The following is a 23,098-nucleotide window of genomic DNA, read 5'->3' on the forward strand; positions in this document are numbered from 1 at the left end:
CATCATTCTTTTGTATTTTGTGTTTGGTTTAATTGTTGGAGTAGTTTTATATTTAATTGGAATTTTGCTAATGAGAAAAGGAGTAACGTCAATTTTTATTCGTTATTATTTTTTGACTACAATTGCGTTGGCAGTTTTCATAGCTTTTTATGGCTATTTAATAGTAAGAGGATTTGAGGGATTTTCTTATTTACTATTTTGCATTCCAATTTTTCTGATTTCACTTGTTTCTTTTATAAAAATTTCAAAAAAATGATTAAGTAGATTCAATCAATTTCATAATAAAAAAGAGCTTCAGTTAGTTCATCATAACTGAGGCTCTTTTTATGGAAATAATCCATATTGAAAAGAAGGATTATTTGTGATAAATTTATATAGTAACACAATTTTACATTAAACAAAGTATGTACTTTTATATTTTATCATTATTTTCTCCATTTGTCAACTTTTAAATTCATTTATTAAGGAGTGCATAATATGAATACAGATCTTAAACATGAGCAAGAACGATTGAATCAAGTTATGAATACAATTGAAGAGCAAATTAGTAAGACTGAAAAAGATACAGGGCGGCAACGAGATGAAGTCATTCATTTCCGGAAACATTTTTGGGATGAAGTAAAAGTCAATACTGATACATTTGATGATTATCTCGAAACGATTATTAATTTAAGACAACAAGCACAAGATTTATCAGTCAATCAAAGTATTCATCGACACTCCTACAATCGACTTTCTGTATTGCAAAGAATGAAGGATATTCCTTATTTTGGTCGCATTGATTTTAATGAAAATGGATCAGAAGTAGAAAAAATATATATCGGAATCTCCACACTAACAGATTCTTCTGGAGAAAATTTTTTGATTTATGATTGGCGTGCACCAATATCAAGTGTTTATTATGATTATGCTCCTGGTCCTGCCGAATACAATACACCAGAAGGAGTTATTCACGGTGAGTTAGAAGAAAAGTGGCAATATATGATAAGAAATGGTGTACTCCAATCAATGTTCAATACAAGTCTCACAATTGGAGACGAGATTTTACAGCAAGTGTTAGGCAAAGGCACAGACAAACATATGCATAGTATCGTGGCAACCATTCAAAAAGAACAAAATCAAATTATTCGACACGATCACAGTCGACTTCTAATTGTTCAAGGAGCAGCAGGAAGTGGAAAGACTTCAGCTGCACTTCAACGAATTGCTTATTTACTTTACAAATACCGTGATAAGTTAAAAGCTGATCAAATTGTTCTATTCTCTCCAAACTCAATGTTTAATACTTACGTATCCAATGTATTACCAGAACTTGGAGAAGAGAATATGCAACAGGTCACTTTCCAGGAGTACTTGGATCATAGGTTAGGAAATACATTTCAATTAGAAGGTCCCTTTGAGCAATTGGAATATGTATTAACTAAAACAGGTGATGCTTCATATCAGGTTAGAGCAGCAGGCATAAGATTTAAGGCATCGACTAGTTTTTTTGAAACAATCAAATCATACAGAAAGTCTCTTGAATCGACTGGGATGTTATTTAAAGGAATAAAATTCAGAGGAAAATCGATCATCACAAGTTCGCAAATAGCGGAAAGGTTTTATAATACCGATCATTCAATTCGTTTTTCAAATAAAATAGAAAAAGTGATTGAATGGCTTAATATGCGAATAAATGAGATGGAAAAGCTTGAGTTGAAAAAACAGTGGGTGCAGGATGAAATTGAATTATTAAGTAATGAGGACTATCAAAAGGCTCACACCTACTTACAGAAAAAAAGAGGAGATTCGGATGATTCGTTTGACGACTTTGAAAGAGAACGTAAATTCCTAGCTCGTATGATTGTTCGCAAAAAGCTAAAACCAATTCGTAATCATATTCGAACATACCGTTTTATAGATTTTTTAGGTATATACAAACAGCTTTTCTTAAATCCTGCCCAAATAAATATGTGGAGTAATGAGAAAACACCCGATGAATGGACGCAAATTTGTCAAATGACATTGAAAATGCTAAGTGAAGGAAAACTGAATTACGAGGATGCTACTCCATTTTTACTTTTAAAAGAGATGATTCAAGGATTTCAAACAAATACATCAATTAAGCATGTATTTGTAGATGAAGCGCAAGATTATTCTCCGTTTCAATTTGAATTTATGAAGCAATTATTTCCGAATGCTAAAATGACTGTACTTGGCGACTTTAACCAAGCTATATTTGCCCATGCAAGTGAAACAGTAGATTTTCATACACTTACAAATTTATATGGTAAAGATGAGACGGAAGTAATTAAACTATCTTGCAGTTACAGATCTACTCGGCAAATCACTGAATTTACAAGAGAACTTGTACCTAATGGTAACCGAATTCAATCCTTTAATCGTGACGGTGATATTCCCAAAATCGCTCAAGTATCTGACTTTGACCAATTACATCGTAATATCGTAACCAAAGTCTTCGAATTGAGAAAGAAAAATTATAACACGATTGCTATTATATGTAAATCTGCTAAAGAATGCGTCAATGCTTTTGATGCATTGAGAGATATTGAAGATATCAAGCTTGTGAAGCATGGAGCGATTGAATATGAACAGGGGATTGTTGTCATACCTGCGTATTTAGCAAAAGGAATCGAATTCGACGCAGTCATCATTTATGATGCTTCAGCTAATAAATACGGAGATGAAAGTCTTCGACGATTATTCTACACAGCATGCACTAGAGCAATGCATTTCTTAGAACTGTACAACGTAGGCGAACCAAGCCCATTTCTTAAAAACATTCCACAAGAAAAATTATTCAATGGTCTAATTAAATAATGAAAAGACCTGGATCTATTCGCATAGATCCAGGTCTTTTATTGTCTTTACTATAGATTTTAACTATCATTTAACAGAATTCGCTATGCCAATCAGATTTTCAATGGTTATTTCCTTGTCACTTGCTTGATCCACACTCAATATATATTGCCACCCATTCTTTTCGAATGCCAATGAACTGAAATTAGTGAAGGTTTTACTAAAAATCGCTTCACTTCCATCTTTCAATTTAACTTTTTGGTTAATATTCTTTTGTTCAAAGGGAAGTTTGTACTCACTAGGATTAATAGTAATTTTGTAAAGATTATGCGGAGAATCTTCATTAATAAAGGCAAATTCAAGCCCATCATTTTCTTGTCCATCTAAATCACTTAGTCGACCAAAAGCATGTGTGAAAGGAATTGCTGGTAGTTCAGAGGGCAATGAAATATTCTTGTGAAAATGTTTGTTACTCTCTACAAGTGCTGTGGAAATATCTTTATAGCCAATATCATAGTAGTATTTTTCGAAATCTTCCGCTGCTTTTACTAATTGTGTGTGAACCGTAAACATTGCTATGAAAGAAAATGAAAATAAAGCAATAAATAATTTTTTCATTTTAAATTGTCCTTTTCTATTAGAATTTTTCTATATATAGTTTGAAACAAAACCATTATTTCATTCATACATATATATGTATTAAAAGAATTTTAAAAGTATAAACCTCGATAGTCTATATAAAAAATAAAAATAAAGCAATAAAGACAAAATTATAACAGATTAAAAATAATGAGGATAAAACAAAAAGCTCAATTTCAAAAAAGAAATTGAGCTTTTTGCGTATTATTTAAAAATGATGATAAACTAAACTTGATACAAAAATTGATAATGTCAGAAAAGCGATTAGATTACCTAAAATTAATCCTTTTTTCATGGAGCCTCTTTTCCCCATAGAAGCAATGAGTACCCCTGCAAGCGGAGAAGTGAAAACGAGAACATAAAAAATATACCATAATAACCCAACATAATTATTATTTTCAATAGATGAGCTTGCATACCGATCTAATAACAAACAAACTAAAAACGAGGCAACTGTACCAATAAAGCAAATACTTGAAATCAAGTTTATCTGCCGTTTGTTCAATCGGAAACCTCCATACTTTATTTGTTTTTTGATTCACTGACATTGAAAGCCTTTATAAAATAATATGACAACAAACCGGATTTAATTAGTAAAAAAAATAAATAAAGTCAAAAATTTGTTGGAAATTTTGTGTACCTTTTAACGAATATCAATTGTATAGAATATAAAAGGCTTGTGGAGGCATTATAAATGAAATTCAAAAAGTTTTTTGTCGGTTTTTCTTCTTTCATCGTGACTGTAGCAATTCTCTTTTGTTTGGGGCGTCTTATTGAAATTTCTTGGTTAACATTTCATTACGAATTCATAAATAACTCTGAAGGTTTTTCATTTGAGGCTGGTTCATTATTACCTATTTTTATTGCACTAGTAGTTTCCTTTTTCGCTGAGAAAATTTATCTAAAAAAATGTGAAATGCATTAATCAACTTATGTAATATTTTTATTACTAAGTAATCTTATTTTTACAAAACTCAAGTTTCAGATTATTGTTTTGCTGTTTCTTAACATTTTTAATTCTTACCTTAAAATTAATTTAATTTAATAGGCGAACTTTGTTCCTTAAATGGTGGATATGGCTGAATAATTACCTCCCAATCCATTATTTAGGGATTTTTTTATCATTAAAATAAGATTATAGAATAATTGTTATATTTGAATAATCTGAAAAGTGGTTAAGAAATATAGCTAAAAGAGGTATATAAAACAATTATTTACATATATTCAGTGTTTTTTGTTATAGAAATGATAAGTTTGTAATAAACAATATAGTATTTGTAATTATATTACAATAATAATATATTCTCATTGGGAATTGATAATTAAATGAAACAAAACTGACATACTCACCCTATAAACTTATTGAAGTGGAAGGAGAAGATTTTTTGAAAAAAAGAATTATTTTTTTAGTCTCACTTTTTATAGTAGTAGTAATTGTTGCATCAGTTTTTTCCATAAAAGGATATAAAGAATATATTGCAACAAAGGATCATGTAGGAAAAGCGATGGCTGGAATTCAAGTTACAGTTAAAAACACAAAATTATTATCACAAGCTGGAAAAGATGAACTGTATCTTGAAAATTACAAGAAAGAAAACTATTCATTTAGTAAACCCTATGTTGTACTAGACCCCTACAATCGTGCACCATTATCTGCATTAGCTGTTTTTGAGACAGATCAAAAAGCGAAAATCAATGTAACTGTAAAAGGGAAAAGTAAGGATGCCAATATCTCGCATAGTTTTTCAAAATATGAAAAACTACATGAATTACCTATCCTTGGCTTATATGCTGATACAAACAATGAGGTAATCATTACTGCTCAAACAGAAGATGGTAAAAAGAAATCAACTACTATTCATATTCAAACAGCAGCATTACCTAAATATATAGGAACGATTGATATAAAAAAAGTTAATAAAGATAAAGTTGATATAAAAAGTAGCGATTTGACTTTTGTAGTTCCAAGTACTAAATACCCTTATGCTTTTGATACAAATGGCGATGTACGTTGGTACAGTTCAAATTACAACAGTCATGTATTTAAACAACTTGAAAATGGCCATATCTTATTCTTAACTAAAGAGAATAATGGTGCTAGTACTTATAATGTGCTTGTTGAAATGGATTTTTTAGGAAAACTGTATCATATGTATGACTTTAATATAGCGAACAGTTCAAATGAAGGAATAGATGAAGATACTGCAGCAGCAGAAGCAACCATGATTCATCATGATGCTATTGAGTTACCAAATCATAACTTATTGTTAACTGTAAATGGTGATTCTAAGTATATAGAAGATGTCATGATCGAACTAAATCGTGAAACTGGCGATATAGAAAAGGAAATTGACTTAAAAAATATACTACCGAAAGAATTTTATGAAAACTATACAGGCACGGTTCGTGAGGATGGCAAAATCGATTGGTTCCATCAAAATGCCATCGTTTATGATGATTCGGATCAAAGTATAATTGTTTCAGGACGAAACCAAGATATTGTCATGAAACTTGATTACAAAACGGATAAGATTAAATGGATATTAGCATCACCAGAAAAATGGCCTGAGGAATATAAGAAATATTTATTTATGCCTGTTGGAGACGTTAAATTTAATGCAGGCCAGCATGCACCGGTAATTTTACCAGATCAAGACAATAATAAGGATACAATGGATTTATTGCTTTACGATAATAATGTTGTCGTAACTCGTGGTGATGAAAAGTTATCCAAAACATTTAGTCGTGGTGTTCAATACCGCATCAATGAAAAAGATAAAACTGTAAAAGAAGTTTGGTCATTTGGTCAACAATTTGGTCCAGCGTATTTTACGAATGTAGTCGGAAGTACACGTTGGTTAAATGATTCTAAGCATCGCCTAGTCGATTTTGGTTATATGGATCATGATACTCGAAGTGGCATTTTCGAAGTAGATGGTGATGGAAAAGTATCAATGGAAGCATATGTTACAAAATTCCCACTAGGTGCTAGAGCTTATCGTGCAGAACGCATAAGTTTATATAATGATGAATGGCAGTACTCATTACAGAAGAACCCATTTTTCGTAAAACTATATAAAAAAATCTTAGAATAACCTTAAGTATGCAAAATACTACAAAGGATCCCGTTTTAAAAGCTGTATTTAATAGCTTTTTTAGCGGGATTCTTTTGTTTGTAGATTTGATGGAAAGTATAAATTATACTGGAAAAATTTTGTTGAAAGCTTGATATATAAATAAAAAGGTCATTTTGTTATTGAACACAAGATGACCTTTAAAAGTATTTAAGGTTGGTTCCAAAGAAGTGTCATAAGTAAGAAGAACCCAATAATCACTAATGAGAAGAGAATTAAAGCAATGAAAGAGAGTGTTTTCCAAATACCTTTCTTTGCATAAAGTGCAAAGAACCAAGAAAGTAAATATGTAATTATTAAAATCTGATAGAGATAATTTAAAGTGAAATCAAATTTCTGTGCAAAAAAGATTGTACATATACTAGTTAATAAGAAAAATAAGGAAGTAATTCCCGAAAATTCCCTCATTTAATCCCCCCAATAAAATATTTGCTAATCAATCGTTTTCACTAAATTCTAATATTTTATGTATGAAAATAAAATAGATAAAATGATGAAAGTAAAAATTCTTACTATTTACACCAGTGTTTGATGGTTAATTTAGGTGTTAGAAGCAATATTAAAGGCTTGGTTCTTTGATTGGAACCAAGCCAGAAGGTTATAATTATTTTATTTTTTCTTGAATTCCTCAATCGCTTCATTTGCTAATTTTGTTTGAATCACATCAGGCATTGGGGGATTATATAAACCAGCACGAACATTCAAATAGTATCTGTGCATTGGATTTGATTCAGATAGTGCTCTTGCACCGACGATTCTCATCGCAAGATCAACTATCTTCATAGCAGCGTTTGTGACTTCGATTTTGGTAACATCTAATGGTTCTTTAAATAACGCCTTATCCGTACTGTGTTCATAGCGTTCCACAGTTCCATATAGCATATGTCTGGCAGTAGCAAGTGTAAGTTCCATTTCACCAATCATTTGCTTAATATTTGGTGCTTCTGCAATTGGTTTTCCAAGTGATGAAGGAATGTAGGATGTCGCAAAGTTTAACGCATAATTTCGTGCTGCTTTTGCGATTCCGATATAGCATGCAGGGATATGCAACATCCAACCTTTCGCACCATTCGCTCTTTGTTTACCAGTTTGCAAGACGTATGTATCTGGAACACGAACATGGTCCAAAATAACAGTTTGACTTGCTGTTCCACGCATTGCAAGGGAATCCCATGTATCCTTTAAAGATACTCCTTCTGTAGTGCTTGGGACTAGAATCATGTCTACTTCGTTATTTTCGTTAGTCGCAGTGATAATGAAATGGGTTAACGCTGGTGCTGCAGTTGTGAATATTTTTTCTCCCGTTACAACTAGTTCATCACCATCGCGTACTACCGTAGTTGTTGGAAGTGCTCCTCGAGATGGACTTCCTGCATTATTTTCAGATGATGCTGTATTAATGAGTGCTCCATTTGTAACAGCTTCTAAAAGGATTGTCGCTGCCTCTGAATTCCAATGCTTGCTTTCTACATATTCCAAAATAATTCCGTTCGTAAATCCTATTGAAAGGGCAGTTGAACCGCATCCTTCAGCTATCGCTTCTTGAGCCAAAATAAATTCATATAATCCCATACCTTGGCCACCAAATTGGGTTGGCAATGTTAGGGTATTGTATTTAATTTGTTTCAAGTCAGTAATATTTTCAAATGGAAATGAACCTCTAGCATCGAGTAGTGTTTCCCGTTCGTTAAATATAGGAATTAGTTTCTCGATTTTCGCTAATAGTTCTCGTTGTTCTTCTGTTCGAATAAAGCTCTCCATCATATAACGCCTCCATATCTATCATCTATCATACATCTAAACTCTACTGACTTTCTATGAATTAGATTAGAAATTATTTAAGCGAAAAAGTTAGCTTGTTAGGTGTAATGAAAATAGTATGCTATTATAAGGTCGAATGTTATCTTGAAAGGAAGATATTGATGAATTCACCATTTACATTTTTACACACAGCTCCAAGTAACATGGAAACTGGAAAATTATATCCTGCAATTTTCCTAATGCATGGAATGGGAAGTAATGAACAAGATTTACCTGGATTACTTGATGAAATTAAAGACCAATGCCATATTTTTAGTTTGCAAGGTCCTATTATTCAACAACCAGGTTATGCGTTTTTTACAATAGAGGAATTTGGTAAACCGCATAGACAAGTTTTTGACCAAGTTATTATGCAGATTATGAAATTTATCGAGGAAGCCATCATCGAATACCCAATAGATGCTGAAAAAATCTTTTTAATGGGCTTTAGCCAAGGTGCAATTCTTTCGAAATCATTAGCTTTTGCGATGGGTAAAGAAAAGGTAGCAGGGATTGTTGCATTAAGTGGTTATCTACCAGATTTCGTTCAAAATGAATACCATAAGCACTCAGTTTCTGACATGCCAGTATTTATATCTCATGGTTTAATGGATTATGTATTACCATATCAATGGGGAGAAGCAAGTAGAGACTTCTTCACTGAACAAGGTGCAATTGTAACATTTAAGAATTTCCAAGATGGACACGGTGTCACACCTGAAATTCAACAAGCATTGATTGTATTTTTAAAAGAACAGATGAAAAAGGCATAGGAATGTTAAGAAAAAATAAAAGATTCCAAAAAGAGATTTTAAAAAATGGTTGACAATTGGAATTCAAAACTATAATATTACATTAAATTAATGGTTCGAATAGGTAGCAACTTTGATAGCAAGGTTGGCCTTATGAGTTGAGATTAGAAATGATGAGCATAGCCGAGAAATTGAAGAATAAGAGTAGTAGCATATTAATCATTGCCAAGAGAGTCAGCGGATGGTGCAAGCTGATCAATGGGATATGTGAATGGACTTATGAGAGCATCCGTCAACACATCGTTAGTAGCGGATGACGATTAATCCTCGTTACGGATATTTAAGCGGAAGTTATATAACAACTTCAACTTGAGGTGGCAACGCGGTCTACATCGTCCTCATGAAAGAGATTTCTTTCATGAGGACTTTTTTATTTTTCTCAAACTTCGAGCATAAAAATAGGAGATGAATGATGATGATCGAACAAGCAAGTTTTCGCACAACGACTAAAAAGATTAACGGGGATATATTGACCCCAATATTGATTTTCCAAAGATTAAAAGGAAAACGTAAATTTTTACTTGAATCTGATTCCAAATTTCAAAATTCCGGACGCTATTCGATGATTGGTGCTAACCCTATAAAATCCTATAGTGGAAGTGGCAATACGTTAATCGAAAAACAGTTTCATACAGGAAAAGAATATAGCTATGAAGGAGATTTACTTACACTTTTAAAGAGAGTTATGCCAAGAATCACCGGACCAGATGAATTCCCATTTACTGGTGGAGCAGTTGGGTATATTTCATATGGGTCAATCATTGAAAGTCGTCATCAAAATGATCTACATATTCCAAATGTCAACTTTTATATATACGAAACGATGATTGTATTCGATCACTTACAAGATGAAATTACTGTAATCCATACGGAAGTTAATCCAGAACAACAAAAAGTTGATTTAGATACGATTATCAATGAAATTCAAACACCAATAGATGAGTCAAATGAAGATTATCAACTCTCACAATTTACTAGTGAGGTATCGAAACAACAATTTATAGATCAAGTAAATAAATCGAAATTATCTATTCAAAAAGGAGCATTAGATCAAATCGTTTTATCCAGACCGCAACAAGCAACTTACAGTGGAAATCCATTCTCCATATACAGAAAATTAAGAAAACAAAACCCGTCACCATATATGTATTACATGGATTTTGATGATCATATTATTTTGGGAACTTCACCTGAAAGCCTAATTAAAGTGCAAGACGAAATAATCACCACTACTCCAATTGGTGGTACGAGAAAAAGAGGAAATACGGATGTTGAAGATCAACTACTTGCAAAAGAATTACTAAATAACACAAAAGAACAACAAGAGCATGCTATGTTGGTTGAACTTGCAAAAGATGATTTACAAAAAGTAAGTGAAACTGATTCCATACAAGTTCAACAATATATGAAGTTAGAACGGTACGAACATGTCATGCATTTAGTTTCATCTGTTCAAGGTAAATTATCACCAGTCTATCATTCATTAGACGTATTAATGTCATCCCTACCAGCAGGCGCTATCACAGGTTCACCTAAGAAAAAGGCAATCGAAATGATTGATGAAATTGAGACAACACATCGTAATATATTTGGTGGTGCTATTGGTTATATAGGGTTTAATGGCAATATAGATTTTGCAATTACGATACGCTCAATGTTATTAAAGGATGGGATTGCCCACATTCAATCTGGTGCTGGGATTGTTAAAGACTCCATCGCAGAAAGAGAATTCGAGGAGACAAATGAAAAAACCACGTCATTAACATCATTATCAAATGTAGAGTAGAGAAAAGTTTAGCTTAGAGAGGAGAGCGTTTTTCAATGAAACATGCAATTGAAAAAGTAAGTCAAAACGAACACTTATATTATGAGGAAATGTTAGATGCATCCAAAAAAATGTTTCAAGATGAAACACCACTAGAAGAAATTGAAGCATTTTTAATTGCCTTATCTAAAAAAGGTGAAACTGCACAAGAAGTTGCAGCACTTGCTACTGTTATGAAATCTCTTTCACTAGAAGTTCCAACACCGTTTGGAAGTTATATGGATAACTGTGGAACAGGCGGTGATGGATGTAAAAGTTTTAATATCAGTACAACTTCAGCCATTGTATTAGCTGCAGCGGGTGCAAAAATAACAAAACATGGTAACCGGAAAATTTCAAGTGCAGCAGGCAGTTCTGATGTTTTAGAAGCATTAGGAATTCATACAGATTTCACAATGTCAGAAACAATAGAGTTGCTAGAACAAGAAAATGTTACATTCCTATATGCACCCAATGTACATCCTAAGCTAAAACGAATTGGTCAAGTGAGGAGAAAAATCGGTAAACCGACAATTTTCAATCTTGTAGGTCCATTAACAAACCCTGTTGATTTGGAGACACAATTTACAGGAATCTATCGTAGAGATTTTCTAATGGAATATGCAACAGTGATGAAAATGTTAGGCCGTAAAAGAGGAATAGTAGTAACTGGTGCGGGGGGGATGGATGAGGCATCACTTGCGGGACAAAATGAGTTTGTGTTAGTAGATCATGATGATTTAATTCCTTTCTCACTTCGCCCTGAAGAAGTAGGCCTACAAGAAGCAACATTGGAAGCTGTTCGAGGTGGTAACCCGGATGAGAATGCCATCATTTTAAGGGAATTATTGAAAGGTAAACGAGATGCATATTTTGATGCAGTGGCGTTAAATACAGGAATTGGGCTATTTTCTTATGGTACTGTCGACAAAATCAAAGATGGTGTGGATTTAGCTATTGATACGATCATGTCAGGTAAAGCACTGGATAAATTAGAAGCTGTCATTGCATTTAGCGATGCTCATAAAAAGGAGAAAATCTCATGACAACTATATTAGATAGAATTATTGCTGAAAAAGAAAATGAAGTTCAAAGATTAAAAAGTGTATCCTTACAACAAAGCTTTGAACATGTAAAAAAACCATCTTTGTACGAAAAGTTAAAAGGTGCGAATCGTTTGCAAATTATCTCAGAAATTAAAAGAGCTTCACCTTCAAAAGGAAATATTAATAATGAAGTTATACCGGTAAAACAAGCACGACAATATGAAAACGCTGGTGCAGCTTGTATTTCTGTTTTAACCGATACACCCTTTTTCAAAGGAACATTTGAGGATTTATTTGATGTAACACACGCTGTACAAATACCTGTTCTTTGCAAAGATTTTATCATTGACGAAATTCAAATTGACTATGCAAAAGCAAATGGGGCATCCGTTATTTTACTCATTGTAGCAGCATTAACAAAAGAGAAGTTAGTAAAACTATATCAATATGCAAAAAATCAAGATTTAGAGATATTGGTAGAGGTTCATGATGAAAAAGAACTTCAACTAGCTTTAGAGATTGATGCGAAAATAATCGGCGTCAATAATCGAAATCTGAAAACATTCGAAGTAGATTTACACCATTTTGCAGAACTTTCAAAGCATTTCCCGTTCAATGAAGAACGAGTATTAATCAGTGAAAGTGGGATTAAAACACCAGATGATGCTAAGTTTGTAGCGAGTCATGGCGCAAGTGCAATTCTTGTGGGCGAAACGCTTATGCGTAGCAATCAAATCGAAACTACATTGCAATCGTTTCAAGTGCCAAAAGGTGTTATGATGCCATGACCAAGGTGAAAATATGTGGATTAATGAAAGAGGAAAATGTTAAAGCTGCAGTTGAAGCAGGTGCTGATGCAATCGGTTTTGTCTTTGCCAAAAGTAAAAGGCAAATTTCGATAGAAAAAGCTGCACAATTAGCGAAACTAATTCCTGAAAATATTTTGAAAATTGGTGTATTTGTAAATGCATCAGAAGAATTTATATTAAAAGCTTATCATGAAGTACCGCTAGATTTGATACAGTTCCATGGTAATGAAACAAATGAAGAAATCAAGAATATCGGACTACCATCGATTAAAGCATGTTCTATAAAGAGTAAAGAAGATATTGATTTTTCATTAACCTATGAAACAGATTATTTATTATTAGACGCTCCTGGAATCGAGTTTGCAGGAGGAAGTGGCAAAGTATTTGATTGGAGTTTATTGAATAATCCAAAATTAATTAATTCAAAAGTCATTTTAGCAGGTGGATTAACAGCTGCGAATGTAGAAAACGCAATCGAGATTTCTCGAGCAGATATGGTTGATGTTTCGAGTGGAGTAGAAATAGACGGACAAAAAGATAATCAATTAATTACTGAATTTATTAATGCAGTTAAAAAGGGGAGTTTATTAAATGGTGAAAGAACTAAATGAGCAAAAACCGGGACGATATGGTAAATTTGGTGGTCAATATGTGCCTGAGACATTAATGACTGCCTTGAGTGAATTAGAAAAGGCATACGAGGAAGCTACTCAAGATCCAGAGTTTCATAAAGAATTACAATACTATTTAAAAGATTATGTAGGTCGTGAAAATCCACTTTACTTTGCTGAAAGTTTAACTAAAAAAATCGGTGGCGCGAAAATTTACTTGAAACGAGAAGATTTAAATCATACTGGTGCACATAAAATTAATAATGCATTGGGCCAAGCATTGTTGGCTATAAGAATGGGTAAAAAGAAAATCGTTGCTGAAACAGGCGCCGGTCAACATGGGGTTGCAACTGCTACTGTTTGTGCTCTTTTTGATTTAGACTGTACTGTATTTATGGGGAAAGAAGATATCAAACGACAAGCACTTAATGTTTTTCGTATGGAATTACTTGGCGCAACTGTTGTTTCCGTTGATCAAGGCGGAGGTACGTTAAAAGATGCGGTCAATGAAGCGCTTCGCTATTGGGTTACAAATGTGGAAGATACACATTATATCCTAGGATCTGCAACTGGACCCCATCCATTTCCAAAAATTGTCCGAGATTTCCAAAGAGTAATCGGTGTAGAAACACGTAAACAAATTCTTGAAAAAGAAGGCCGTCTACCAGATGCAGTAGTTGCTTGTCTTGGAGGTGGTAGTAATGCGATTGGTATGTTCCACCCATTTGTTGATGACGAGACTGTAAAATTATATGGTGTTGAAGCAGCGGGTAGTGGTATCCAAACAGGGCTTCATGCATCTGCTTTTGCCGAATTGAAAGAAGGCGTATTACATGGGGCATATACTTATTTATTGCAAGATGAAAATGGATTTGTCCAAGAAGCTCACTCGATTTCAGCTGGGCTTGATTACCCAGCGGTAGGGCCTGAACATTGTTATTTACATGATATAGGTCGTATTCAATATTCCGCTGTTACTGATGATGAAGCATTAGAAGGTCTACAATTATTGTCACGTACTGAAGGGATAATTCCAGCTTTAGAAAGTGCTCATGCAATTTACCGTGCAGTAGAAATTGCGAAAGATATGAGTCCTGACGAAATTCTTGTCATTTGCTTATCAGGAAGAGGAGATAAGGATGTTGAAACGGTAAGAGAAGCTCTAGGAGGCAAAAAATAATGATAACAAAACCATTACAACTAGCAATTGAAGGAAAAGTAAATGCAGGACAAAAGGCTTTTGTTCCATACATTATGGCTGGAGATGGTGGTTTATCTTCCCTCCGCGATAAAATTCTTTTCTTACAACAAGAAGGCGTTACAGCAATTGAAGTAGGTATTCCATTTAGTGATCCTGTAGCTGATGGTCCTGTTATTCAAGATGCTGGTAATCGTGCATTAAAAGAAGGCGTTAATCTAAACGTAATTTTAGAAGAAATTGCGAAGTTTAAAGATGAAGTCAAAGTACCACTAATTATCATGAGTTACATCAATCCAATTATCGCATATGGAATTGAAAAGTTTGTAGCAAAATCTGAAGAAATTGGCATAAGTGGCTTAATCATTCCGGATGTACCTGTCGAAGAAGCTGAAATTATTACGGCTCATCTTCAAAACACATCAATCGCGTTAGTCCAATTAGTTTCTCTAACAAGTCCGAAAGAGCGAATAGAAAAAATTTCAAAAGCATCAGAAGGTTTTGTCTATGCGGTAACTGTAAATGGTATTACTGGTGTACGAAATGAATTTGGAAATTCACTTGAAGATCATTTCAAAACATTAAAAGAAATGAGTGAGATCCCTGTTCTAGCTGGATTTGGTATTTCAACACCTGAGCAGGTTGAACAAATGGGCGCAATGGCAGATGGCGTAATCGTTGGAAGTGCTATTGTAAAAGCTTTCCACGAAGGAAATAAAGAATTCATTAAAGAATTGCTACCGAAAGTAACCGTAGGAGAGTAGATCACCTCCAAAGTTTAAAACTTACACCCCATGATGTAATTCATCATGAGGTGTTTTTTAACAATAGCTATTGATTAATTTTGAATTTAATAATTGTACTAACTCTTGTTTACTTCTAGGTAGATTTACGGTTTCTATGGAATCATTTTTTGATTGCAAAACTTGAGCCATTTCAAATATCCAAGGCTTATCTAAATGTGCTTTCTTAAGTAGCAATTCATTTTGAAAAATATCATATGGATTCTCATGGTAAATTACCTCTCCATTATTCATTACAATAATCTCATCCGCCCATTCATAGGCAAAATCAACATCATGAGTGGATAAAATAATCGTCTTATTATCTGAATGTATTGAATTTAATAAGTGTAAAATTTGCTTTGCATAATAGGGATCAAGTCCAGCAGTTGGTTCATCCAAAATAAATACATCAGGATTCATTGCTAACACTCCAGCAATTGCAACTCTCTTTTTTTGACCAATACTTAAGAAATGAATTGGTTTATCTTGTAAATGAGTTACTTCTGTTTCTTTCATTGCCCATTCAACCATTTCAGTAACTTTTTCAATTGGCCAACCAAGATTTAATGGACCAAAAGATATATCTTGGCGAACATTTCCGGCGAAAAGTTGAGAATCTGGATCTTGAAATACGATTCCAATGTGAGAACGTAATGCAAGTAATGATTTTCGATTATATTTTATTGGCTGATTTTGAAAGAAAATCGTACCTTTTGTTGGGTGCAAAAGACCATTTAAGTGTTGAAATAATGTAGATTTTCCAGCGCCATTATTACCAAGTAACGCAATCTTTTTTCCTTTGGCTATTGTCAAAGACAAATTATGTAACGCATTCGTCCCATCAGCATATGTATGCGTTAGATTCTGAATATTAAAAAATAATTCATTCAAACCAGAGTGCCCCCAAACTGAAAATAAACAACCATAATTAGCGAAATGATAAAGAGAATAATGATCCAATTTTTCCTTGAATATTTGTAACAATCTTCAAGAAAAACTATGGATTCATCGTAACCACGAGCATTCATGGCCATAGATAATTCTGTAGACCGTTGAAAGACTTGAACAAATAATGAAGAGATAAGCATCCCTAATGAATGCATACTACGGATAACAGATAAATATCCTAGTCTAGAGTTTTGTGATTGGAAAATTTCAATCGATTTTTCTAAAAAAACAAATATAAAACGGTAAGTAAGTTCAATTAATTCAATTAATAATTGAGGTATTCTACATTTCCTTAAAACCTGCATGATATCATGAACAGGCGTCGTTAACGTTAAAAAATATAAACAACTTATGCTACTCAAGACTGAAAAAAATAATTGGATACATGATTTAACGCTTTGTTCTGAAATGTAAATTGTCCAGTTGTGCAATTGGAATTGCCAAATTGCACTATGGATTAGTTCAGCTTGTCGAGTGAATGATATTAAAATACTTATCAAACTACTAATGAGAAAAAAAGTAGGTATGGATAACATTTTCAAATAATATGACAAAGGAATTTTAGCTACAACAACTGTTATAAAACTCATTACAAAAAATGTGATTAGTGAAACTAGCTCGTCTTTGACAGATAATGAAAATAATAATAAAAAAATAGCAAATATAATTTTTTCGACTGGATGGATCTTTGCAAGTCGATTGATATAAGCGTATTGATCAATGAGTAGCATGGTTACCTTTGCCTACTTTTCCTTCTGATTTTTTATGTTTTCCACGAGAAAGTCCGATAAAATATCCGATGAATCCAGCACCAATAGCAGCTTGTAAACTGAACAATAAACTTTCAATTTCGCCACTTGGTGGTTCCCAAATACTTGAAAACCATGGTTGATAATTTATATCAATTTTATTAATTGTAGCCTCAGCTTCAGCATCAGCACCACTGAATTCAGCGCCCTTTTGAAAAAGCAAAGGGAAAATCGCTAATATAACAACAATTGCAATTAAGAGAAGATTTTTTTTCATTATTGTTGTGCACCTTTCTTAAATACTTTTAGCGCATTTAATTCTGCTAAGTTGTATTTTTGTAAAAAATTCATAATCACAACAGTCAGAATACCTTCACTCACTGCTAACGGAATTTGTGTAAGAGCGAAGATACTACTAAATTTAGTGAAAGAGGCAATGAAGCCACCCACTTCTGATGGGAAAGCAAGTGCTAATTGGATTGATGTGACAACATACGTACCCAAGTCACCAAGAGAAGCAGCTAAAAATACCGCAAATGAGAATGATAACCCCAATTTGGCCACTCCTTTATATACACCATAAGAAATAAGCGGACCTACGATTGCCATAGAAAATGTATTTGCTCCTAAAGTCGTTAAACCACCATGTGCTAATAACAAAGCTTGAAATAATAGAACAATAAAACCAACAATGCTCATTGCAAATGGACCAAACAGAACAGTACCAAGACCTACACCGGTAGGATGAGAACAGCTACCTGTTACAGATGGTATTTTCAGTGCAGATAAAACGAATGCAAAGGCTCCTGATAAACCTAGCATCATCTTAGTTTCCGGATTTTCAATAATTGTTTTTCGAATTGAACGGAATCCAATGACTAAAAATGGAATAGTTATAGCCCACCAGAAAATGGCCCATTCGACAGGTAAAAATCCTTCCATGATGTGCATGGCAAAAGCAGGTTTTGGCACGATCATGATTGCCGTAAGAAAATAAATAAGTCTCCAATTTAATAATTTTTTTACTATTTTCATGAATTTTTCCCTCTCTATTCGTATTCATTTGTTAGATAATATTTGACGCCACCCCTTTAATACTTTGTAGGACATAAAAAAACACTTCCTCGAACTGAAGAAGTGTAAACGAATAGTAAACCAATACCAAATGTAAAAGCATATCTATTCTCACACCTATCCTCGTAGGCTGAATCGAATCCACACTTTTGGCAGGTCTCCTGGCTTAGAGTCATCATTATGTTCTAACCTTCCCATCGTTGACAGTGGCATCTAAGAACAAAACTCGTCTTTACAGTGGCGGGACCGCGTTTGTATTTCACAAACTTCCCTATTAAGCTAAATAAACTAATTTAGCACCATAAAGTTTATTGAATTGTAAGATTACTCCCCAAGTGTATCATTTTTATATTTTCAATTCTACTAAATTTTTTATAAATAAATTTTTTTACAAAAGATGAACATAGAAAAGTTAAAAGTTTAAATTACTAACAAATTAAGTACATAAAACTCATATAAATTGTTTGATTCAAAAAAATATATTTGAAATTATTAAAAAATGGTATATGATTGTTTTAAGTTTTAAATTTACTAAATTATACAATTTCATAGAATTTTAAAAGTGCCTTTATAAGAATATAAGGGATAATAGGGAAATCGGTTTAAGTCCGATGCAGCCCCCGCTACTGTTACATGGATGAAATGATGCGTACTCACTGGTCGAAGTTAGTGACTGGGAAGAGATCAGAGTAAAGTGAAGTGAAGCCAGGAAACCTGCTTTTAAATGTAATGTATGATACTTTTCGGAGGGAAAGGTAAAGACTAATAAGCAGATTGTTGTTATGTACATATGATAATTTTCTGAATTCTCTAGTTTTTAAACCTTAATTCTTTGAATTAAGGTTTTTTTCTTTCCTTTTCTAAAGAAAATTTTTGAATTGGAGGATTTATATGACAACTTGGAATTTAGCTAGTATGAAAAGTCATTTATTCATTTGTAATGGAAGTTCATGTATGAGAAAAGGTGCTGAAGATATAACAGTGGCAATTCGAGATGAAATTGCACACTTAGGTTTAGATGAACAAATTCATACAACAAGAACGCGTTGTAATGGAAGATGTAAGGATGCTTGTATCGTTATTGCTTATCCGCAAGGAAGCTGGTATAAAGCATCGACTTCTGAAATAGGTCGCGAAATTGTAAGAGATTGTATTACACAACATAACAAGCAAAACACAATCTACCAAATGAAAGATGGGAAAATGATTCTGAACCCAAAAGTTGCCTCCATAACTGGAATTGATAAAAGCAAATAAAGTGAAACTTCAGTCAGTGGAAGGTTTTATCCCCACTGATTGTTAATCCCGGTCTACTGTTTCTAAGATTTCAAGTGTATGCTTCAAATCAATCGACAGTACGAACTCTATTGGTTCAACTAACTTTGTGCAAACGCATCAGTAAGTTTCATTGTATCTCATCAAAAGGGCGTTTACTGGTATTTGACCCTCATATATTTTCTATATAAACCCTTCAACTTGGGGTGAAGGTCTTACTGTCGGTTAATGCGGGATAAATCATATAGGGAGTGATTACACGTGACAAAACAAGGAAAACTATATGTCGTTGGTTTTGGACCTGGGGATTTTAAACATATTACAACAAGAGCCGTTGAAGCCCTTCAAGATAGCGATTTTATTATTGGTTATAAAACGTATGTAGAACTCGTTCAAGATTTAATAAAAAATGAAACAACTGTCATCAGTACTGGAATGACAGAAGAAGTATCCAGGGCGCAAGAAGCCGTTCGCCAAGCGGAAGCTGGTAAAAAAGTAGCTGTAATCTCAAGTGGTGATGCAGGTGTTTATGGAATGGCAGGTTTGGTATATGAGGTTTTAATCGAAAAAGGGTGGTCGGAAGCAAATGGGGTTCCTATAGAGATAATTCCTGGGATTTCTGCTATTAATTCATGTGGTTCATTACTTGGCGCTCCGATAATGCATGATTCTTGTACTATCAGTTTGAGTGATCATTTAACTCCATGGGATCTAATCGCTAAAAGAGTAGAAGCAGCAGCAATGGCCGATTTTGTTATTGCACTGTATAACCCTCGAAGCGGAAGAAGAACACGCCAAATTGTAGAGGCACAACGAATTCTACTTCAGTACAGATCTCCTGAAACACCAGTTGGTCTTGTAAAAAGCGCTTATCGTGATCGTCAACATATTATCATCACAAATCTAGCGGAAATGTTAGATCATGATATTGGTATGTTAACAACAGTTATTATTGGGAATTCTTCAACTTTCCTTTATGACAATAAAATGATTACTCCTCGTGGTTACCAAAGAAAATACACATTGAACACAGAGAAACAATCTTTAAAACCACATCAACGATTAAAAGCAGAAGCAGAACCTTGGGCGATGGATCAAGAAACCGGTGTTCAACGAGCGCAATCTTCTGTTGCAGTTGCTGAAAAAGTAACAAATGTTCAAATGAATGAAGCTGTAAACCCTTCATTACCAAAAATTAGCTCGTATGAAATGGCGATGGAAGCATTAAAACGTGTAACTGGAGAACAACCCAAAACTTCTCAGTACGTACATCAAAACTTTGAAGAAATTTTCGAATTAGCCGTAAGTCCGGGTGTAGCAAATAAAAAATTCACACCTGAACAAATGATGACATTAGCAATGGTAGTTGGAGAAAAAGGAACAATGGAATATACACCAAATCATCAAATCGTATTAAAGATTCCAACTTCAAATCCAGAGAGCATTACGAATAAGCTACAAGGAGTTGGATTCCTACTATCACCAGTTGGAGATGTACTGACATTAAAAGCATGCGATTTCTGTGACGGTGAAAAAACGGGTGGTATTCCTTATGCAGAAGAAATACAAGAAAAATTAGGTGGCGTTCAGTTACCGAAAGAATTAACAATTGGCTTTAATGGATGCGGAATGGCTTGTTATAAAGCGGTAACTGAAGATATTGGCATCATCTATAGAAAAGGGAAATTTGATCTGTTCTTGGGAGCAAAACCCGTTGGAAGAACAGCGCATGCTGGACAACCTGTAGCGGAAGGTATTGAACCAGACAAAATCGTTGATGTGATTACGAGCATTATCAAAGAGTATAAAGAAAATGCACATCCAAATGAGCGACTATTTAAATACTTCAAAAGAGTAAAGCAAATACAAGGATTTGTTTATCAAGATATCGCACCAAAAATTAATATCGAACCAGCTCCATGTGGAGACTGATTTAGGAGGAAAATCAATGAAAGCCATTTTATTTGTAGGTCATGGAAGTCAATTAGCAGCAGGTAATGAGGAAGTAACAAATTTTATTGAACAGTTGAAACCTACATTAGATCAAAATTTACTAGTAGAGTGTTGTTTCCTTGAATTTGCATCACCAAATATTGCTCAAGGAATCGACAATTGTGTTGCAAAAGGAGCAACTGAAATTCATGTGGTACCAATTATTTTATTACAAGCTGGACATTCGAAGATACATATTCCTGCTGCTATTGACGCTGGCATTGCCAAATATCCAAATATAAATATTTTTTATGCAAGACCTCTAGGAATTCATGAAAGTATTTTTGATATCTTGAAAGAACGTCTTGTTGAAAAAGGTTTTGACATCGGAGAAAAGAATGACGATACAGCGATTCTTCTAATTGGTCGTGGTGGTAGCGATGTTGATGCCAATAGTGATTTCTATAAAATTGCTCGAATGCTTTGGGAACAATTAAATGTGCTCACTGTTGAAAGTGCATTTATGGGCGTTACTTTCCCAACAGTTGAACAAGGTATTGAGAGATGCGTAAAGCTTGGAGCAAAGAAAATTGTGATGCTTCCTTACTTCTTGTTCACTGGTATTTTAATGGAAAGAATGCAAGGAATGCGAGCTGATTTTGCTTCAGAATATCCAAATGTCGATGTGAAATTAGCGAATTACTTTGGCTATCACAAATCACTACAAATAGTATTAAATGATCGAATTGAAGAATCATTGCAAGGTGAAGTAAAGATGAATTGCGATACTTGTCAATATCGTATAAATGCTGCTGAATTTGTAGAACATCACCATCATCATGACCATGAGCACGGACATGACCACAACCATCATCATGACCATGAGCACGAAGAACATTTAGTAGGTGTTCACAAATGATTTTCATGTTAGCTGGTACAAGTGATGCAAGAGAACTCGCAATCGAAATAGAAAACAATGGATTGAAAGTAATTGCTACAGTTGTGACAGAATCTGCGGCTAAGAGTTTAATAGAATCTGGTATTCAAACAAATATTGGCCGTTTAACTACAGAGCAAATGATTCAATTTATAAATGACAATGATTTACAAGCACTAGTTGATGCAAGCCATCCATTTGCTGAAGAAGCCTCAAAAAATGCGATTGCGGCGACGAAAGCTATTGGCATTCCATATATCAGATATGAACGAGCGAGTCAATCTTACAATAATCAACTAGTAACGATAGTACAAGACTATGAACAAGCAGCACAATTAGCTGCAAAGAAACACGGTGTAATTATGTTGACAACTGGTAGTAAAACATTAGGGATTTTCACAAAGCATTTATTAGGCTTAGAAAATACTAGAGTCATTGCACGAATGTTACCGAGACTAGACAATATGGAAAAATGCCAAGCATTAGGTGTAGAACAAAAAGACATTATCGCGATGCAAGGGCCATTTTCAAAAGAGTTAAATATGGCACTTATTCATCAATACGAAGTCACACTTATGATTACAAAAGAAAGTGGCAAAGTTGGTTCAGTAGATGAAAAGTTAGAGGCAGCACTTGAATGTGGTATTGAAACGATTATGATTACGAGACCAAAAATACAGTATGAAAATATGCATTCAAGTTTTGAAGGCGTTTTAGAAGAATTAAAGTTGAAACTAATAAATTAG

22 protein-coding genes, 2 riboswitches and 1 other annotated feature are annotated in these 23,098 nt (G+C 33.8%); of the genes, 14 read left to right on the plus strand and 8 right to left on the minus strand.

Features of this window, described 5'->3' with window-relative positions; all coding sequences use genetic code 11:
- Positions 1 to 477: 477 nt before the first annotated feature.
- Positions 478 to 2,820, plus strand: coding sequence for an RNA polymerase recycling motor HelD (helD, locus tag ACWV26_RS09235; protein WP_455898047.1), 2,343 nt, complete (start codon positions 478 to 480; stop codon positions 2,818 to 2,820).
- Between the two features lie 66 nt (positions 2,821 to 2,886).
- On the opposite strand, the gene ACWV26_RS09240 is transcribed toward helD, so the two are convergent.
- Together ACWV26_RS09240 and ACWV26_RS09245 are read right to left on the minus strand one after the other, a co-directional pair.
- On the minus strand, positions 2,887 to 3,417 hold the full coding sequence (locus ACWV26_RS09240) for a hypothetical protein (protein ID WP_455898048.1): 531 nt from the start codon (positions 3,415 to 3,417) through the stop codon (positions 2,887 to 2,889).
- A gap of 229 nt (positions 3,418 to 3,646) precedes the next feature.
- The gene (locus ACWV26_RS09245) at positions 3,647 to 3,943 is read right to left on the minus strand and encodes a hypothetical protein (RefSeq protein WP_455898049.1); all 297 of its coding nucleotides are present in this window, start codon (positions 3,941 to 3,943) and stop codon (positions 3,647 to 3,649) included.
- Between the two features lie 189 nt (positions 3,944 to 4,132).
- Here ACWV26_RS09245 and ACWV26_RS09250 point away from each other — a divergent pair, with 189 nt between their 5' ends.
- Together ACWV26_RS09250 and ACWV26_RS09255 are read left to right on the plus strand one after the other, a co-directional pair.
- The gene (locus ACWV26_RS09250) at positions 4,133 to 4,363 is read left to right on the plus strand and encodes a hypothetical protein (protein ID WP_455898050.1); all 231 of its coding nucleotides are present in this window, start codon (positions 4,133 to 4,135) and stop codon (positions 4,361 to 4,363) included.
- A 460-nt stretch (positions 4,364 to 4,823) separates the two neighbouring features.
- Complete coding sequence (locus ACWV26_RS09255; RefSeq protein WP_455898051.1) at positions 4,824 to 6,533, plus strand: aryl-sulfate sulfotransferase; 1,710 nt, start codon at positions 4,824 to 4,826, stop codon at positions 6,531 to 6,533.
- A gap of 189 nt (positions 6,534 to 6,722) precedes the next feature.
- Here the strand turns inward: ACWV26_RS09255 and ACWV26_RS09260 are convergent, their stop codons facing one another.
- On the minus strand, positions 6,723 to 6,980 hold the full coding sequence (locus tag ACWV26_RS09260) for a hypothetical protein (RefSeq protein ID WP_455898052.1): 258 nt from the start codon (positions 6,978 to 6,980) through the stop codon (positions 6,723 to 6,725).
- A 201-nt stretch (positions 6,981 to 7,181) separates the two neighbouring features.
- Positions 7,182 to 8,336 carry an acyl-CoA dehydrogenase family protein gene (locus ACWV26_RS09265; RefSeq protein WP_455898053.1) on the minus strand — a complete coding sequence of 385 codons (1,155 nt, stop codon included), beginning with the start codon at positions 8,334 to 8,336 and terminating at the stop codon, positions 7,182 to 7,184.
- Between the two features lie 158 nt (positions 8,337 to 8,494).
- On the opposite strand from ACWV26_RS09265, the gene ACWV26_RS09270 reads away from it, so the two are divergent.
- From ACWV26_RS09270 to trpA, 7 genes are all read left to right on the plus strand, one after another.
- Positions 8,495 to 9,145, plus strand: a complete 651-nt coding sequence (locus ACWV26_RS09270) for an alpha/beta hydrolase (RefSeq protein ID WP_455898054.1) — start codon at positions 8,495 to 8,497, stop codon at positions 9,143 to 9,145.
- A gap of 164 nt (positions 9,146 to 9,309) precedes the next feature.
- Positions 9,310 to 9,527, plus strand: a binding site (T-box leader).
- A 69-nt stretch (positions 9,528 to 9,596) separates the two neighbouring features.
- Entirely contained in the window at positions 9,597 to 10,970 is a 1,374-nt protein-coding gene (locus tag ACWV26_RS09275) for a chorismate-binding protein (protein WP_455898055.1), read from the plus strand.
- Positions 10,971 to 11,005: 35 nt separating this feature from the next.
- Positions 11,006 to 12,034 (plus strand): anthranilate phosphoribosyltransferase, encoded by a 1,029-nt coding sequence (gene trpD, locus ACWV26_RS09280; protein WP_455898056.1) that lies wholly within the window; start codon positions 11,006 to 11,008, stop codon positions 12,032 to 12,034.
- Positions 12,031 to 12,822: an indole-3-glycerol phosphate synthase TrpC gene (trpC, locus tag ACWV26_RS09285; RefSeq protein WP_455898057.1), complete on the plus strand. Its 792-nt coding sequence runs from the start codon at positions 12,031 to 12,033 to the stop codon at positions 12,820 to 12,822. The genes trpD and trpC overlap by 4 nt, the downstream gene beginning before the upstream one ends.
- A complete protein-coding gene (locus tag ACWV26_RS09290; protein WP_455898058.1) occupies positions 12,819 to 13,454 on the plus strand; it encodes a phosphoribosylanthranilate isomerase in 636 nt (211 codons plus the stop codon). Before trpC ends, ACWV26_RS09290 begins: the two co-directional genes overlap by 4 nt.
- Positions 13,435 to 14,634, plus strand: a complete 1,200-nt coding sequence (gene trpB, locus ACWV26_RS09295) for a tryptophan synthase subunit beta (protein WP_455898059.1) — start codon at positions 13,435 to 13,437, stop codon at positions 14,632 to 14,634. Before ACWV26_RS09290 ends, trpB begins: the two co-directional genes overlap by 20 nt.
- Positions 14,634 to 15,416, plus strand: a complete 783-nt coding sequence (gene trpA / locus ACWV26_RS09300; protein WP_455898060.1) for a tryptophan synthase subunit alpha — start codon at positions 14,634 to 14,636, stop codon at positions 15,414 to 15,416. The genes trpB and trpA overlap by 1 nt, the downstream gene beginning before the upstream one ends.
- 57 nt (positions 15,417 to 15,473) lie before the next feature.
- Here trpA and ACWV26_RS09305 read toward each other — a convergent pair whose 3' ends face one another.
- From ACWV26_RS09305 to ACWV26_RS09320, 4 genes are read right to left on the minus strand one after another with little or no spacing between them, the layout of a single operon-like run.
- Positions 15,474 to 16,328, minus strand: coding sequence for an energy-coupling factor ABC transporter ATP-binding protein (locus ACWV26_RS09305; RefSeq protein ID WP_455898061.1), 855 nt, complete (start codon positions 16,326 to 16,328; stop codon positions 15,474 to 15,476).
- Positions 16,325 to 17,116 (minus strand): cobalt ECF transporter T component CbiQ, encoded by a 792-nt coding sequence (gene cbiQ / locus ACWV26_RS09310; RefSeq protein ID WP_455898062.1) that lies wholly within the window; start codon positions 17,114 to 17,116, stop codon positions 16,325 to 16,327. The genes ACWV26_RS09305 and cbiQ overlap by 4 nt, the downstream gene beginning before the upstream one ends.
- The gene (locus tag ACWV26_RS09315) at positions 17,103 to 17,411 is read right to left on the minus strand and encodes an energy-coupling factor ABC transporter substrate-binding protein (RefSeq protein WP_455898063.1); all 309 of its coding nucleotides are present in this window, start codon (positions 17,409 to 17,411) and stop codon (positions 17,103 to 17,105) included. The genes cbiQ and ACWV26_RS09315 overlap by 14 nt, the downstream gene beginning before the upstream one ends.
- The gene (locus ACWV26_RS09320; RefSeq protein ID WP_455898064.1) at positions 17,411 to 18,169 is read right to left on the minus strand and encodes an energy-coupling factor ABC transporter permease; all 759 of its coding nucleotides are present in this window, start codon (positions 18,167 to 18,169) and stop codon (positions 17,411 to 17,413) included. Before ACWV26_RS09320 ends, ACWV26_RS09315 begins: the two co-directional genes overlap by 1 nt.
- 173 nt (positions 18,170 to 18,342) lie before the next feature.
- A riboswitch (cobalamin riboswitch) is annotated at positions 18,343 to 18,527 on the minus strand.
- 224 nt (positions 18,528 to 18,751) lie between these two features.
- A riboswitch (cobalamin riboswitch) is annotated at positions 18,752 to 18,944 on the plus strand.
- A gap of 155 nt (positions 18,945 to 19,099) precedes the next feature.
- Between ACWV26_RS09320 and ACWV26_RS09325 the strand changes: the two genes are divergently transcribed.
- The 4 genes from ACWV26_RS09325 (at position 19,100) to cobK (ending at position 23,098) form a co-directional block, all read left to right on the plus strand.
- Complete coding sequence (locus ACWV26_RS09325; RefSeq protein WP_455898065.1) at positions 19,100 to 19,465, plus strand: (2Fe-2S) ferredoxin domain-containing protein; 366 nt, start codon at positions 19,100 to 19,102, stop codon at positions 19,463 to 19,465.
- 279 nt (positions 19,466 to 19,744) lie between these two features.
- Complete coding sequence (gene cobJ / locus ACWV26_RS09330) at positions 19,745 to 21,415, plus strand: precorrin-3B C(17)-methyltransferase (RefSeq protein ID WP_455898066.1); 1,671 nt, start codon at positions 19,745 to 19,747, stop codon at positions 21,413 to 21,415.
- Positions 21,416 to 21,431: 16 nt separating this feature from the next.
- A complete protein-coding gene (locus ACWV26_RS09335) occupies positions 21,432 to 22,334 on the plus strand; it encodes a sirohydrochlorin chelatase (RefSeq protein ID WP_455898067.1) in 903 nt (300 codons plus the stop codon).
- Positions 22,331 to 23,098: a precorrin-6A reductase gene (gene cobK, locus ACWV26_RS09340; protein WP_455898068.1), complete on the plus strand. Its 768-nt coding sequence runs from the start codon at positions 22,331 to 22,333 to the stop codon at positions 23,096 to 23,098. The genes ACWV26_RS09335 and cobK overlap by 4 nt, the downstream gene beginning before the upstream one ends.

Source organism: Rummeliibacillus sp. JY-2-4R (assembly GCF_053847205.1).

Coding starts and splice junctions, on each gene's coding strand:
- helD (WP_455898047.1), top strand. CDS start 478: ATGAATACAGATCTTAAACATGAGCAAGAACGATTGAATCAAGTTATG.
- ACWV26_RS09240 (WP_455898048.1), bottom strand. CDS start 3,417: ATGAAAAAATTATTTATTGCTTTATTTTCATTTTCTTTCATAGCAATG.
- ACWV26_RS09250 (WP_455898050.1), top strand. CDS start 4,133: ATGAAATTCAAAAAGTTTTTTGTCGGTTTTTCTTCTTTCATCGTGACT.
- ACWV26_RS09260 (WP_455898052.1), bottom strand. CDS start 6,980: ATGAGGGAATTTTCGGGAATTACTTCCTTATTTTTCTTATTAACTAGT.
- ACWV26_RS09265 (WP_455898053.1), bottom strand. CDS start 8,336: ATGATGGAGAGCTTTATTCGAACAGAAGAACAACGAGAACTATTAGCG.
- ACWV26_RS09270 (WP_455898054.1), top strand. CDS start 8,495: ATGAATTCACCATTTACATTTTTACACACAGCTCCAAGTAACATGGAA.
- ACWV26_RS09275 (WP_455898055.1), top strand. CDS start 9,597: ATGATGATCGAACAAGCAAGTTTTCGCACAACGACTAAAAAGATTAAC.
- trpD (WP_455898056.1), top strand. CDS start 11,006: ATGAAACATGCAATTGAAAAAGTAAGTCAAAACGAACACTTATATTAT.
- trpC (WP_455898057.1), top strand. CDS start 12,031: ATGACAACTATATTAGATAGAATTATTGCTGAAAAAGAAAATGAAGTT.
- ACWV26_RS09290 (WP_455898058.1), top strand. CDS start 12,819: ATGACCAAGGTGAAAATATGTGGATTAATGAAAGAGGAAAATGTTAAA.
- trpB (WP_455898059.1), top strand. CDS start 13,435: ATGGTGAAAGAACTAAATGAGCAAAAACCGGGACGATATGGTAAATTT.
- trpA (WP_455898060.1), top strand. CDS start 14,634: ATGATAACAAAACCATTACAACTAGCAATTGAAGGAAAAGTAAATGCA.
- cbiQ (WP_455898062.1), bottom strand. CDS start 17,116: ATGCTACTCATTGATCAATACGCTTATATCAATCGACTTGCAAAGATC.
- ACWV26_RS09315 (WP_455898063.1), bottom strand. CDS start 17,411: ATGAAAAAAAATCTTCTCTTAATTGCAATTGTTGTTATATTAGCGATT.
- ACWV26_RS09320 (WP_455898064.1), bottom strand. CDS start 18,169: ATGAAAATAGTAAAAAAATTATTAAATTGGAGACTTATTTATTTTCTT.
- ACWV26_RS09325 (WP_455898065.1), top strand. CDS start 19,100: ATGACAACTTGGAATTTAGCTAGTATGAAAAGTCATTTATTCATTTGT.
- ACWV26_RS09335 (WP_455898067.1), top strand. CDS start 21,432: ATGAAAGCCATTTTATTTGTAGGTCATGGAAGTCAATTAGCAGCAGGT.
- cobK (WP_455898068.1), top strand. CDS start 22,331: ATGATTTTCATGTTAGCTGGTACAAGTGATGCAAGAGAACTCGCAATC.